This window comes from Tidjanibacter massiliensis (assembly GCF_900104605.1).
Classification (GTDB): Bacteria; Bacteroidota; Bacteroidia; order Bacteroidales; family Rikenellaceae; genus Tidjanibacter; species Tidjanibacter inops.
Window position 1 is genome coordinate 96,063 of record NZ_LT629960.1, and the last position, 13,183, is coordinate 109,245.

Below are 13,183 nucleotides of genomic sequence, written 5' to 3' on the forward strand. Positions count from 1 at the left end.
TCAGATGTTATTAAAAAAGTTTAAAAATTCCTTTACTTTCATAACCATGTCGTGGGCGCCGGCATAAAAGGTCACACGCTGGTGGATGGCCTCGGGCTGCAGGTCGAGGATGCGGCCCTCCTCGCTGAAGGCGAGGCCGCCGGCCTGCTCCGCGATGAATGCGATGGGGTTGCATTCGTACAGGAGGCGCAGTTTTCCGTTGGGATGATTGTCGGTCGAGGGGTACATGAAGACGCCGCCCTTGAGCATGTTGCGGTGGAAATCCGCTACCAGCGAGCCGATGTAGCGGGAGGTGTAGGGCCGGTTGGTTTTAGCATCCTTCTCCTGACAGTACTTGATGTATTTCTTTATCCCGACGGGGAATTTCTCGTAATTGCCTTCGTTGATGGAGTATATCTTGCCGCTAGCCGGTGTTTTGATGTTGGGGTGCGAGAGGCAGAATTCGCCGAGCGACGGGTCGAGCGTGAAGCCGTTCACACCGCGGCCGACCGTGTAGACGAGCATTGTGGAGGAGCCGTAGATGATGTATCCCGCAGCGACCATCTCGGAGCCTTTTTGCAGGAAGTCGTCCAGCACGGCGGCTTCGCCGATGGGTGATTTGCGCCGGTAGATGGAGAATATCGTCCCGACCGAGACATTCACGTCGATGTTGGACGAACCGTCCAGCGGGTCCATGCAGACGATGTATTTGGCATTGCGGCAAAGCCCCTCATGAAAGGTCGTCACATCCTCGTTCTCTTCCGAAGCGATGCCGCAGCACTCGCCGCTTGCCTGAAGCTCCTCCATGAAGGCTTCGTTGGCATAGACATCGAGTTTCTGCTGCTCTTCGCCCTGTACGTTTTCGCAGCCCGAACGGCCGAGGATATCCACCAGGCCCGCCTTGTTCACTTCCCGATTCACCTTTTTGGCCGCGATGCCTATATGGTGCAGCAGACAGGAGAAATTGCCCGTCGCTTCGGGAAACTCGGCTTGTTGGTGTATGATGAATTCATTGAGTGTGATTGACTTTTCCATGTCAGGTAAAAATGGTTAGACGTTTTAAGATTGTTAATTTTTACACAAATATAGCCCCTTGCGGCGGAATAAGCAAAATAGTTTCGCCCATATTGCCCGCTTTTAATGAGTTTGTCTATTTTTAAAATATTTTAAATATTTAATCATTGATAGTCAGATTGTTATATAAACTTAATAAATCGTTTCTTCGAACGTTCGGCAGGGCCTTCCGGAATGTTCCTGCTGCCGGTCGAAACGTTAACGGAAAGGCGGCCGTTATCGTATGGGGGCGCCGCCGGAGCAGGGCATACGTCTGCATACCGTACCGCTGCGGGATTGCGGCTTTCGGACAAAAAGGCTATCTTTGTGGGAAACACCATGGAATGATGAAGATAACATCGGCCGGTTTCGCGTTCAGCAGCGGCAGGATTTCGCAGATACCCGACGACGGATTGCCCGAATTCGCTTTCATCGGGCGCAGCAACGTGGGCAAGTCATCGCTTATCAACATGCTGACCGACAACGGTTCGCTCGCCAAGGTTTCGGCCACGCCGGGGAAGACGAAACTGATAAATCATTTCCTGATAAACGGGCAGTGGTATCTCGTCGATTTGCCCGGTTACGGGTATGCGAAAGCCTCCAAGAGCGACCGGAGGGAATTCGGGAAGCTGATAACGGATTACGTCACGAAGGCGAAGAAAATGTGGTTTCTCTTCGTGTTGGTCGATTCGCGCCATGCCCCCATGCCGATAGACCTCGATTTCATGCGGATGCTCGGACGGGAGGGCGTACCGTTCGGCGTCGTGTTCACCAAGTGCGACAAGCTCTCCGCCGGGCAGGCGAATGCCAATATTGGCCTCTACGAAAAGAGGCTGCTGGAGGAGTGGGAGGAGCTGCCGCCCGTTTTCCGTACCTCGTCGGTGAAACGTTCGGGGCGGGAGGAGATTCTCGGCTTCATAGGGGAGTGCCTGCGGCGTGCGGAAGAACCGTAAAAGTTTCTTAATAAAAACGGGACGGAAATGTGATATCGTTCCGGATAATACCTTACCTTTGCGGAAAGGTAACACACAAAACAAAATCCCTTAACAACTTACATTGATGGCTATTCACAAACTGAAAATCTTTGCGGGCAGCGGTTCGCACGAACTGGCCGCGAAGATTGCCGAGAGTTACGGATGCGAACTGGGCGACCTGTCGGTCAGCAGGTTCAGCGACGGCGAATTCCAACCCGCGTTCGAGGAGAGTATCCGCGGATGTACCGTTTTCATCGTACAGTCCACTCCTCCGCCCGCCGAGAACCTCATGGAGCTCCTGTTGATGATAGATGCGGCCAAGAGGGCGTCGGCGTATAAGGTTATCGCCGTGATTCCCTACTTCGGCTGGGCCCGTCAGGACCGCAAGGACCGTCCGCGCGTATCGATAGGCGCCAAGCTGGTGGCCAATCTGCTCGTGTCGGCAGGCGTGGACCGTATCATCACCATGGACCTGCATGCAGACCAGATACAGGGCTTTTTCGACGTGCCGCTCGATCACATCTATGCCAGCCGTATTTTCGTGCCGTACATCGAGTCGCTCGGTTTGGAGAACCTGTCGGTAGCCACTCCGGACATAGGCGGGGCCAAGAGGGCCAACAGTTACGCCTCTTACTTCAACGCTCCGCTCGTGATATGCCACAAACACCGCAACAAGCCCAACGAGGTGGCGAAGATGATAGCCATCGGCGAGGTGAAGGACCGTAACATCATCCTGCTGGACGATATGATAGATACGGGCGGAACGATTACCAAGGCCGCCAACATGTTCATGGAGATGGGTGCCCGCAGCGTCCGTGCCGTGACTACCCATCCGGTGCTCTCGGGCAAGGCGTACGAGAACCTGAAGGAGAGCCAGCTTGCCGAGGTTATCGTCACCGACACCATTCCGCTCCGTACCGATAAGGATACCTCGAAGATAACGGTGCTCAGTACGGCAGACGTGTTCGCAGATGTTATTGAGCGCGTACATAACTATAAGGAGATAAGTTCGCAGTTCGTCTTCGTGAAGTAGCACTGCCGCGTATCTTCCGTGCGGAATACTTATGCGGGGCCGGAAACATTCCGGTCCCGTTTTCGTTTTTCGGGTACTTGCGGCAATTTTGCCGGTGGGCGGCGGATGGGTGTAAAACGGGATGTACGATACGCATTTGTGCTGTTGTCGTTTTCGGACGGAACCTTTACTTTTGTTTCGGAAACAATCGAAAATGCAGAAGATGAATACGGATACGTTAGCCGGGAATCTGGCCGTCCCGTCGCTCGAATACGACGGATACGCCTCCTTTTTCTCCGGATTGCTGGAGGTTACGCATACCCGTGCGGTAGACGACGGGTTGGGCGAACGGATAGAGGAGTATGTCATGTCGTGGCTCGGAGACCATGCGTTGGACGGGTTCGATGACTATTCCGCCGACGGCTACCGTCGTACCTATCTCGGACGCTCTCCCGAAACGGGGTGGGAGGCCATCGTGATGAGTTGGCAGGAGGGAAACCGGACGAGTATCCATGCCCATCCGCAGTTCGCCGGCTATTTTTTCGCGGACGGGAGATTTCTCGTCGAAATTTTTGAGCCGGCCGCAGCGGGATACGCCCGCCTGCAGCGTTCGGTCGTCGTGGAGGCGCCGCTCGGTTTTTATGCCGTCGGTGCGGAAGGGAGCTTCGAGAACCATATCCATCGCATCACCTGCTTGAGTCCGACAGGACATAGCCTGCATGTCTATTCCGACGATGCGCTGCGGGGGACGGTATATCGGGAAACAATGCAATAGGGCGGCAGGGAGCCGTCGCTGTGCGACAGGGGTGTGTTGTCGTTGAGGTACGGTTGTACCGCGACAGAGAAGGCAGGAGTGGCAGTCGTGCGGCAGAAGATGAAAAAGCGAAAGGGAGTATCCGATGATACTCCCTTTCGCTTTTATCGGATGGGAATCGTTAGTTCTGGAGTTTGAATACGATAGGCATCGTGTAGCTGAAACGCACCGGCACGTCGCGCTGACGGGCGGGCTCCCATTTCGGAGATTTGGACAGTACGCTTACCGCTTCGTCCGAGAGCGTCTTGTCGGGGCTCTTCAGTACCTGTATGTTGGTCAGCCTTCCGTCTTTCTCCACGACGAATTTCACGGTTACGGTGCCCTGTATGTTGTTCTCCTGTGCCAAAGGCGGATAGGAGAGGCGCGCCTGTACCCAGTTGCGGAAGACGTTGAGGTCTCCTCCCTGGAAAGAGGGTTTCTGGTCGGCTACGATGAATATCGTTTCCTCCTCTATCTCTTCGGTCTCTACCTGTATCGGCGCGATTTCGATGTCTTCGTCTTCGAAGTCCACCCAGCCGATGCTGGTCTCTATCTTGGTGTCGTTCCTTACCACATTCAGGACGTCGGTGATGACCGCTACGGTCTGCTGGTGCTGTACGGGTTCGGGTTCGGGTTCCTTCTCGGTCGTGACGTCTATCATCTCGACTTCATCGACCGTCGCAACGGGTGCCATCACTTCGACCACTTTTTCGCGCTGGCTGACGCTGAACATGATGATGACGGCGGCAAGGGCAACGATAAGCCCGATTTCCATGAACAAGCCCCTCCTGTTCTCAAGGTCGGCCTTTTTGCTCTTTTTGACTTCCATAGATATACGTGCGTGTTTTTATTGTTATTCCGGGTTTAAACAGACTTTTCCGATTCACAAATATAAGAACAAAAATCGGAAAAAAACGGCCGTTCGCTTTTTTTTGGGCCCGTACGCTGTTTTATCCTCCTCCCGGACTGTTGTTTTACAAGTAAAAAGCATTATCTTTGCGGTGCAGAACAGTTACGGGGAATTAGCTCAGTTGGCTAGAGCGTTTGAATGGCATTCAAAAGGTCACCGGTTCGATTCCGGTATTCTCCACGCAGCCGTCCGTATTTCTGTTAATAAGATGCACGGACAGCGGAAATTCCATAAACGGCCGTCCGAACATTCGGGACGGCCTGATTTTTTCGGTGATTCTGTAGTTCGATGTCGCAGTATATGGTTGGCGGAGAGGCCGGAGGGGAGAGTGAGGACAGTGGCCGTCCGGCGCTGTACGGCATGTCGTTGGGGCAGTTGCGTGAAGCGGCCGCCGGTCTCGGTCTGCCGCGTTACGCTGCCGGGCAGATGGCATCGTGGCTCTACCGGCGGGGATGCACCGACATCACCGCGATGACCGACCTTTCCAAAGCCGCCCGCGAAGCGCTCGCCTCTTCGTATCGTCTCGGTCTCGAGGCTCCCCGGTCGGTGGCCGTTTCGCGTGACGGAACGAAAAAATACCTTTACCGTACGGCCGACGGGCACTACGTTGAATCGGCCTATATTCCCGACGGCGACCGGGCCACGCTCTGCGTCTCTTCACAGGCGGGGTGCCGCATGGGGTGCCGTTTCTGCATGACGGGGCGTCAGGGGCTTCGCGGACAGCTCACGTCGGGGGATATTCTGAACCAGATGGCCTCGCTACCCGAACGCGGCAGACTTACCAATATGGTATATATGGGGATGGGGGAGCCGTTGGATAACCCCGACCAGGTGCTGCGTTCGCTGGAAATACTCACCGCGGAGTGGGGGTATGGCTGGAGTCCGACCCGTATAACGGTCTCGACCGCCGGAGTGGTGCCGGGCCTGCGCCGCCTGCTCGACGAAAGCCGGGTGCATGTGGCCGTCAGTCTTCATAATCCCTTTCCGGAACAGCGTGCGGAGATAATGCCCGTGGAGCGGGCCTTTTCCGTGCGCGATGTCGTATCGCTGTTGCGCCGTTACGATTTCGGCGGACAGCGGCGCGTCAGCTTCGAGTATATCGTGCTCGCCGGCATGAACGACTCGCCGGCCCATGTGAAGGAGCTTGCCCGCCTGCTCGACGGCCTGAAGTGCCGCATCAACCTGATACGGTTTCATAAGATACCCGGTTCGCCCTATTTCAGTCCCGATGACCGGCGGATGGAGGCTTTCCGGAATGCGCTTTCCCGCAAGGGTATCGTTACTACCGTCCGGGCTTCGCGCGGGGAGGACATACAGGCTGCCTGCGGTCTGCTCTCCACAAAGCAGATGGAGGAGGCCGGAGACGAAGCATAGCGGCCGGTGCGCCGCACCGCATGTTCCGGGGAGCCGGCCGTATGCGGTGCCGCCTTTTTTCGTACCTTTGACAATCGTTTTCAAAGCATACTCCGCCATGTCGAATCAGATGCGCAAACTTGCCGGCCAGACCATGGTGTACGGGATAAGCACCGTGCTGGTAAGGTTGCTGAATTACCTGCTTGTACCTTACCTCACCCGCGTGATGGGAAGGGCGCAGTACGGTGTGGTCAGCCATATCTATGCCGTCATTCCGTTCGTGCTCGTGATACTCACCATGGGACTCGAGTCGGGCTATTTCCGGTTTGCCGGCAAGGCGTCCGGCGAGGGGGAGAAGCGTAGGGTATTCGCTACGGCCTGGGGGATGGTGTCGCTCGTCTCCGTGCTCTTTTTCGTCCTGGTGCTGCTGTTCAACGGGACGATAGCGGAGTGGATGGGGTATGCCGCACACCCCTCTTATATATGGATGACGGGTGCTATCGTGGCCCTCGACGCGGTGACGGCCATTCCCTTTGCAAGGCTGCGGGAACAGTCGCGTTCGGGCCGGTATGTCCTGTTGCGGCTCGTTTCGGTCGTCGTGAACCTCGCCCTCTGCTTCTTTTTTTACGGATGGCTGCCGTCGCTGGCCGGACGGGGCATTCTGCCGTGGGCTTACGACCCTGCGATGGGACCCGGTTACGTCTTCGTGGCCAATCTCGCGGCGAGTGCCGTGACGCTGCTCCTCATCCTGCCCATGTGCGGCGGGGTGGCGCCCCGTATCGACCGGAGGCTCGCCCGCAGCCTGCTCGTCTATTCGCTTCCGCTTCTGCTGAGCGGGATAGCCGGGACGGCCAACGAGTTCATCGACCGGCAGATGGTGCTGTGGCTCACGCCGGGCGGCAGCGAATATGCTCTGGAACAGTTGGGTGTCTACGGGGCTGTCATCAAGCTCGGCGTGGTGATGACACTCTTCACCTCCATGTACCGCCTGGCCGCCGAACCCTTTTTCCTGGCCGAGTTCAAGGGCGACGACTTCCGCAGAACCAATGCGGAGGCCATGAAATATTTCATCATCGTCTCCATCTTCATCTTCCTGTTCATCGCTCTGTTCCGCGACCTGTTCGCCCTGATTCTCGGACGCGATTTCCGCGAGGGAGTGTGGATACTGCCTATTGTGCTGCTCTCCAATATGCTGTCGGGTATCGTGCTGAATCTCTCCTTCTGGTACAAGCAGACCGGAGCGACGAAATACGCTATCTACGTGACCGGTACGGGGCTGCTGTTCACCGTGGCATTCAACATCCTGCTCGTTCCGTCGCTCGGCTACGTGGGGGCCGCCGTCGCCCGACTGGTGTGCGAATCGGCGATGGTAGCGCTCAGTTATCTGCTCAACAGGAGGTATTGCCCCGTGCCCTACGACCTGAAGCGGATAGGGGAGTATGTGCTGCTCGGAGCTCTGCTGTACGGTGCCGGAGTGCTGTGCGGCGGTCTGACGGGTTGGCTGAGGTATTTGATTTATTTGGTTTTGGTGGTTATATTTGCAGGTTATGCCGTCCGAAGGGAGCGAATCGATTTGGGCGGATTGGTGAAGTCGGTCATCCGCCGTGGACGATAATCGTCCGGCGGCACAAGATTACGGGACTATGGTCGTTAAAGTTATAAACAGGTCGGCATACGAATTGCCGAATTATGAAACGCCCCTTGCGGCCGGAATGGATGTGAGGGCCGACATTGCGGAGGGTATCGTGCTGGCTCCCCTGTGCCGGGCGCTTGTCCCGACGGGACTTTTCGTCGAGCTGCCGGCGGGCTATGAAATGCAGGTGCGTCCGCGCAGCGGGCTGGCGGCGAAATACGGGGTGACGGTGCTCAATGCGCCGGGGACGATTGATGCCGATTACCGGGGGGAAATCAAGGTCATTCTTGTGAACCTCTCCGATACGCCTTTCGAGATAAAACCAGGCGAGCGGATAGCGCAGATAGTGGTTGCCCGGCACGAACGCGTGGAGTGGGAGGCGTCCGAGACGCTCTCCGATACGGCCCGGGGAGCGGGTGGTTTCGGTTCGACGGGAAGATAGGCTGCGGACGTGTCCGCGGCACAGATGCCGTTTTCGGCGGAAAGGAGAGAAGAGCATGAGGTTTGCGGATGTCATAGGACAGGAGGAGGTGAAGGCGATGCTGCGCCGCAGTGTCGGGGAGGGGCGTGTAAGCCATGCCCAGCTCTTTACGGGCGACAGCGGCAGGGGAACGCTGCCCCTCGCGTTGGCCTATGTACAGTATATCAACTGTACGGACCGGCACGACGGCGACAGTTGCGGTCGGTGTCCGTCGTGTATCAAGATGGCGGAACTGGTTCATCCGGACGTGCATTTCGTCTTCCCTACCAATACTTCCCGGAGCGGTTCGCAGAAACCCATGAGCGATGCCTTTCTGCCCCAGTGGCGGGAGGCGGTGCTTACGACGGGGGGCTATTTCGACGAGCAGATGTGGTACGGGCGGATTGGGCTCGACAATCAGCAGGGGCTCATCGCCAAACGCGAGGCGGATGAAATCATACGCAAACTCTCTTTTAAGGCGTTCGAGGCCGAGTACAAGGCGGTGGTGATATGGCTGCCGGAGAAGATGGGAGTGGAGGCCTCGAACGGTTTGTTGAAGATATTGGAGGAGCCGTGGGACAAAACGCTTTTCCTGCTGGTCTCGGTGGCCCCGCAAATGCTCCTGCCCACCATCCTCTCCCGTGTTCAGGAGGTCGGGGTGCCTCCCGTCGGAGCGGACGACATGGAACGGTGGCTGGCCGGTACGTACGGCATGGAGACGCAGAAGGCCGCCGCGCTGGCCCGGCTTGCCGGAGGCGATATGGTGGAGCTGCGGAAGATTGCGGAGCGTCCGGAAGGGGAGGCGTCCGGGGAGGATTTCGACAATTTCGCGAGCCTCATGCGTTTCAGTTACAACGACCGGCACCTGGAGCTGCTGGGATGGGCCGAGAATATGGCGTCGCTGGGGCGCGAAGCCCAGAAACGTTTTTTCAGATATGCAGTTTCCCTGTTGCGGGAAAGTTACATGCTTTCGGCAGGAATGGGAAATATATCCTATCTTTGGGGACGGGAAAGGGAGTTCTGCGAAAAGTTCGCCCCTTTCGTAGGCAACGGCAATATCGAGCAGTTGGCGGAGGAGAACCGTACCGCCCTGCTGCATATAAGCCAGAACGGCAATGCGAAGATAGTCTTCACGCATTACGCTCTGTCGGTTAGCAAGCTGATTGGGCGCAGACAGTAGGTACGGCACGGGTTTTTCCGTGCGGAGAGGCTGCGGAGATGCCGCAGCATTATGGATAAGCAGTTATACGGAGATGGCAAGGGCTATAATCATAACGGGCGGCAACATGGGAGATGTGAAGCCGCGCCTGAGACAGGCACAGCAGATGATAAATGCCGGCATAGGCATCGTGCTGCGCTGTTCGCACGTCTACGAAAGCAAGGCGTGGGGATTCACCGCCGCAGACGATTTCAAGAATCAGGCGATGGAGGTCGATACCGACCTCGCCCCAGAGGAGCTGCTCGCTGCGCTGCAGGAGATAGAGGGGCGCCTCGGGCGCGACCGTGAGGCGGAAGCCGCCGAAAAGGCGCGTACGGGCGAACCCTATTCGTCGCGGCTGATAGACATCGACATCATTTTTTACGATGATGCGGTGGTGGATACGCCCCGGCTCAAGCTGCCGCATCCGCTGATGCAGGAGCGGGATTTCGTGCTTGCTCCGCTTGCCGAGATAGCGCCGGAGAAGGTGCATCCCGTTCTGGGAAAAACGGTTGAACAGCTTCGCGGCGAGCTGCTGGCAAGGCAGGCCGCGGTGCATAACGGGGAGGCGTGAGGCGATGAAAAGAGGTTGGTTGGCTTTGGTGGTGCTGGTGACGGCGGCGGTCTGTTCGCTGGCCGTTTCGTGCAGTAAACCCGTTCTGGGCTGCGACTACCGTCTGACGGTGACGTGGCAGGAACGCAAGAGCGTGACGGAGCCTATTCCGCTGACGACCGCGAAGGTGTACGCCTTTTTCGTGAACCCCGACGAATGGGAGGTTACCTCCATCGAGAATGCACGGGCGGGGATTGCCACCGCGGTGGGCGACCCGTCGCGCACGCGCAGCTACGACATGGTGGCGGAGGCGTCCGGCGAGGCCGGAAACGTTTTCGACCTGAGGTTCGCCACCACGCCGGTCATGCTGCTGGTGGTGGATACGGCATATCCCATGTGGGCTACGGGCAACGCCAATGTCGTCGCCGGATTGGCGAACATGTATGTGACGATAAAGTTCACCCCGCTCGACTGGAAAGAGGGGGCGGATGAACCGGTGGTCAAGACGCCGTGGAAATTCTACGGCTACAAGGATGTCCATATTCCCATACGGACGCAACTGCGGATAACTCCTGCCGTGTTCAGGGAGGGGGAGTATCGGTCGACCCTGATGACGTCGGCCCGGTGCTACGCCTATTACGGCTTCGACAAAGCCAACGGCGGGAGGGTAACTTCGTGGGAGCAGGCAGCGTCGGGCAGAGCCGAGAGGAAGAAAGAGCAGGATTCCGACGAGTATGTCGAATTCCCGTTTGATGTCGAGGCCGTCTGGGTGGACAAACAACTGACGATGGAACTCTCCGACAGCAGCGTGATGCTTGTGCTCTATGCCGACCCGGCCCAGGAGGCGGAGAACAAGATTTATGCCTACGGCTACCTCGACCTCTCCAGCAATCCCGTGGAGATGACGAAGACGCTGTCGGTGGACCTGAACAAGTCCGGCGATACATGGACCTCGGATATCTGGACCGTCGTGGTGGAGCGGCCCGACACCCCCGTTCCGGAACCGGAACCGGAGAGCTGACGGCGAGGATAGAGGCCCCGCGGGTAAAAAGCCGGAAAGAGCCGGTTTCCTCCGGCCGTGTATTCGGAGGCAACAGAATATGGACAAGAGGATTCGTAAACGAATGGAAAGAGGTATCCCGCACGGTAAGACATGGTTGGGAATAGCGGCTCTGACGTTGTTCAGTTCCGCGTTCTTTTGGCGTTGCGCCAACATAGGGGCTCCCCAGGGGGGGCCGAAAGACACCATTCCTCCCAAGGTGATGGGGGCTACGCCCGCTTTCAATACGACGAACTTCACGGGAACCCGTATCTACATCACGTTCGACGAGTACGTACAGCTCAAGGACCAGCAGAAAGAGTTTTTCACCTCCCCGCAGCTGAAAAAGACACCCACCCTCCTCGTCAAGGGGCGGGGAGTACAGATAGATATCCTCGATACGCTGAAACCCAATACCACCTATGCACTGAATTTCGGGAGCAGTGTCTGCGACAACAACGAAGGGAATCCGCTCAACGGTTTCCGTTACGTCTTCTCCACCGGTCCGGAGATAGACTCCATGTTCATGTCGGGATATACGGTCGATGCCTACAAGAAGGACAGTGTCAAGAAGACGCTCATCTTCTTCTACGATGCGGCCGATTCGGCTTTCCTGCGCGAGCCTTTCCTGCGGCTTGCCGACCCTTTCCGGCCCGATTCGCTGCCGGCGTTCGATTCGACCGTATTCAATGTCAAACCCGACGCTATCGCGAGGGCCGAGAACAACGGTATCTTTATCGCCCAGAACCTGAAACCGATAGATTATCGGGTATATGCCATCGAGGATACCAACGGCAATCTCGCCTATGAACCGGGTGTGGACAAGATAGGGTTTCTCGACGGTGTATTCAACCCCTCCGACCTGCCTGATTTCATGGCATGGTACGATACGACGCGCCGCTATATGACCGCCGAGCCGCAGCTTTTCATCCGCATGTTCACCGACCGGCAGTTCAAACGGCAGAACCTGGCCGAACAGAAGCGGCCCCTCCAGCATAAGATAGAGCTCTATTTCAACGCCCCCTATCCGCAGATAGATTCGCTGGTACTGGACGGCATCGACTCCTCGCGTATCATAACGGAGTATGTCACTCCCGGCCGGGATACCATCAACCTGTGGCTCGACGTTCCGGGGGAGGAGCTGCCCGATACCATTACCGGACGGATTACCTACCTCAAGCACGACAGCCTCAATCAGCTCGTACCGAATACCGACAAGCTGAAACTGTTCTGGAAATACATCGAAACGAAAGAGGAGGAGCGTGCCAGAGAGAAGGAGGAGAAGGAACGCGAACGGGCCGAACGCGAGGGAGAGACCTATACGCCGCCCGAAAAGCCCAATCCGTTCAAGTACAACCTCAGCGCCCGCGGGGAGATAAATCCCGAGGACAACGTGACGATAAGTTTCGATTATCCGCTCGTGGAGATGGACAGCAGCCGTATCTCGCTCGTGCGTTTCGGTGAGGGAGAGGATATGTACCGGGTGAGGTACGAACTGCGGCGCGATTCGGTGGATATCCGCAAGTGGATGCTTTCGGCCCAGTGGATTCCGGAGCAGAAATATCAGCTCGTCATCCCCGACAGCGTCTTCCTCGACGTGGCCGGACAGCGTAACGACTCGATAAAGGCCGATTTCTCGATACTGTCGCCCGACAAGTTCGGCACGCTGACGGTGAACGTGAAGGGGCAGACCGACTCCAGCCGGTATATTCTTCAGCTGTTGAACGACAAGAATTCCGTCCTGCAGGAGAAGCGGGATGCCGTGACGGGCAAATACATCTTCCGCTACGTGAATCCGGGTGACGTGAAGCTGCGCGTCATAGACGATGTGAACGGTAACGGACAGTGGGATACGGGCGACCTGATTCTCCGCAAACAGCCGGAGCGGGTGGAGATATACATTCCCGAATCGGGAAACGAAATGATAGCCATGAAGGCCAACTGGGACATAGAGATAACGGTGGATATGGCCGACCTGTTCAAACCGGTGGACATCATGGATATACGCGAACAGTTGCGCAAGCAGGAACTGCTGCGTGCCCAGCGCCTTATCGAGGAACGTATCAAGAAGGCCCAGCAGCAGCAACAACAGCAGAATACGCAGCGCAGCCGAAATGCCAGCGGTGCTTTCAACCCCACTGGGGCGTTCAATACCGGCAACAGGATGTTCTAAGACCGGAGGAGAGCGGATACTGCGCGAAAAGAAGAGGATTTTGATAATTACGG

12 protein-coding genes and 1 tRNA gene are annotated in these 13,183 nt (G+C 57.0%); 11 read left to right on the forward strand and 2 right to left on the reverse strand.

Annotated features, from left to right (window positions below; genetic code table 11):
• Window positions 1–1,014 (reverse strand): class 1 fructose-bisphosphatase, encoded by a 1,014-nt coding sequence (gene fbp / locus BQ5361_RS01275; RefSeq protein ID WP_035472851.1) that lies wholly within the window; start codon window positions 1,012–1,014, stop codon window positions 1–3.
• Window positions 1,015–1,379: 365 nt separating this feature from the next.
• Here fbp and yihA point away from each other — a divergent pair, with 365 nt between their 5' ends.
• The 3 genes from yihA (at window position 1,380) to BQ5361_RS01290 (ending at window position 3,793) form a co-directional block, all read left to right on the forward strand.
• Window positions 1,380–1,985: a ribosome biogenesis GTP-binding protein YihA/YsxC gene (yihA, locus tag BQ5361_RS01280; protein WP_022062938.1), complete on the forward strand. Its 606-nt coding sequence runs from the start codon at window positions 1,380–1,382 to the stop codon at window positions 1,983–1,985.
• A 106-nt stretch (window positions 1,986–2,091) separates the two neighbouring features.
• Window positions 2,092–3,039, forward strand: coding sequence for a ribose-phosphate diphosphokinase (locus BQ5361_RS01285; protein ID WP_022062939.1), 948 nt, complete (start codon window positions 2,092–2,094; stop codon window positions 3,037–3,039).
• Window positions 3,040–3,232: 193 nt separating this feature from the next.
• Complete coding sequence (locus BQ5361_RS01290; RefSeq protein WP_035472848.1) at window positions 3,233–3,793, forward strand: cupin domain-containing protein; 561 nt, start codon at window positions 3,233–3,235, stop codon at window positions 3,791–3,793.
• Window positions 3,794–3,953: 160 nt separating this feature from the next.
• Here BQ5361_RS01290 and BQ5361_RS01295 read toward each other — a convergent pair whose 3' ends face one another.
• Window positions 3,954–4,640, reverse strand: coding sequence for an energy transducer TonB (locus BQ5361_RS01295; protein ID WP_035472845.1), 687 nt, complete (start codon window positions 4,638–4,640; stop codon window positions 3,954–3,956).
• Between the two features lie 187 nt (window positions 4,641–4,827).
• Here BQ5361_RS01295 and BQ5361_RS01300 point away from each other — a divergent pair.
• The 8 genes from BQ5361_RS01300 (at window position 4,828) to BQ5361_RS01335 (ending at window position 13,130) form a co-directional block, all read left to right on the forward strand.
• Window positions 4,828–4,901 (forward strand) — tRNA-Ala (locus BQ5361_RS01300).
• Between the two features lie 108 nt (window positions 4,902–5,009).
• Window positions 5,010–6,095 (forward strand): dual-specificity RNA methyltransferase RlmN, encoded by a 1,086-nt coding sequence (gene rlmN / locus BQ5361_RS01305; RefSeq protein ID WP_257587907.1) that lies wholly within the window; start codon window positions 5,010–5,012, stop codon window positions 6,093–6,095.
• A gap of 97 nt (window positions 6,096–6,192) precedes the next feature.
• Window positions 6,193–7,689, forward strand: a complete 1,497-nt coding sequence (locus tag BQ5361_RS01310; RefSeq protein ID WP_257526459.1) for a lipopolysaccharide biosynthesis protein — start codon at window positions 6,193–6,195, stop codon at window positions 7,687–7,689.
• Window positions 7,690–7,717: 28 nt separating this feature from the next.
• On the forward strand, window positions 7,718–8,149 hold the full coding sequence (gene dut / locus BQ5361_RS01315) for a dUTP diphosphatase (RefSeq protein ID WP_022062945.1): 432 nt from the start codon (window positions 7,718–7,720) through the stop codon (window positions 8,147–8,149).
• 55 nt (window positions 8,150–8,204) lie between these two features.
• On the forward strand, window positions 8,205–9,347 hold the full coding sequence (locus BQ5361_RS01320; RefSeq protein ID WP_035472836.1) for a DNA polymerase III subunit: 1,143 nt from the start codon (window positions 8,205–8,207) through the stop codon (window positions 9,345–9,347).
• A 73-nt stretch (window positions 9,348–9,420) separates the two neighbouring features.
• Window positions 9,421–9,939, forward strand: a complete 519-nt coding sequence (folK, locus tag BQ5361_RS01325; protein ID WP_022062947.1) for a 2-amino-4-hydroxy-6-hydroxymethyldihydropteridine diphosphokinase — start codon at window positions 9,421–9,423, stop codon at window positions 9,937–9,939.
• 4 nt (window positions 9,940–9,943) lie between these two features.
• On the forward strand, window positions 9,944–10,939 hold the full coding sequence (locus tag BQ5361_RS01330) for a hypothetical protein (RefSeq protein WP_035472833.1): 996 nt from the start codon (window positions 9,944–9,946) through the stop codon (window positions 10,937–10,939).
• A 103-nt stretch (window positions 10,940–11,042) separates the two neighbouring features.
• The gene (locus BQ5361_RS01335; RefSeq protein ID WP_035472831.1) at window positions 11,043–13,130 is read left to right on the forward strand and encodes an Ig-like domain-containing domain; all 2,088 of its coding nucleotides are present in this window, start codon (window positions 11,043–11,045) and stop codon (window positions 13,128–13,130) included.
• Window positions 13,131–13,183 lie beyond the last annotated feature (53 nt).

Coding starts and splice junctions, on each gene's coding strand:
- BQ5361_RS01285 (WP_022062939.1), top strand. CDS start 2,092: ATGGCTATTCACAAACTGAAAATCTTTGCGGGCAGCGGTTCGCACGAA.
- folK (WP_022062947.1), top strand. CDS start 9,421: ATGGCAAGGGCTATAATCATAACGGGCGGCAACATGGGAGATGTGAAG.
- BQ5361_RS01310 (WP_257526459.1), top strand. CDS start 6,193: ATGTCGAATCAGATGCGCAAACTTGCCGGCCAGACCATGGTGTACGGG.
- BQ5361_RS01330 (WP_035472833.1), top strand. CDS start 9,944: ATGAAAAGAGGTTGGTTGGCTTTGGTGGTGCTGGTGACGGCGGCGGTC.
- fbp (WP_035472851.1), bottom strand. CDS start 1,014: ATGGAAAAGTCAATCACACTCAATGAATTCATCATACACCAACAAGCC.
- BQ5361_RS01290 (WP_035472848.1), top strand. CDS start 3,233: ATGCAGAAGATGAATACGGATACGTTAGCCGGGAATCTGGCCGTCCCG.
- BQ5361_RS01295 (WP_035472845.1), bottom strand. CDS start 4,640: ATGGAAGTCAAAAAGAGCAAAAAGGCCGACCTTGAGAACAGGAGGGGC.
- rlmN (WP_257587907.1), top strand. CDS start 5,010: ATGTCGCAGTATATGGTTGGCGGAGAGGCCGGAGGGGAGAGTGAGGAC.
- BQ5361_RS01335 (WP_035472831.1), top strand. CDS start 11,043: ATGGAAAGAGGTATCCCGCACGGTAAGACATGGTTGGGAATAGCGGCT.
- dut (WP_022062945.1), top strand. CDS start 7,718: ATGGTCGTTAAAGTTATAAACAGGTCGGCATACGAATTGCCGAATTAT.
- BQ5361_RS01320 (WP_035472836.1), top strand. CDS start 8,205: ATGAGGTTTGCGGATGTCATAGGACAGGAGGAGGTGAAGGCGATGCTG.
- yihA (WP_022062938.1), top strand. CDS start 1,380: ATGAAGATAACATCGGCCGGTTTCGCGTTCAGCAGCGGCAGGATTTCG.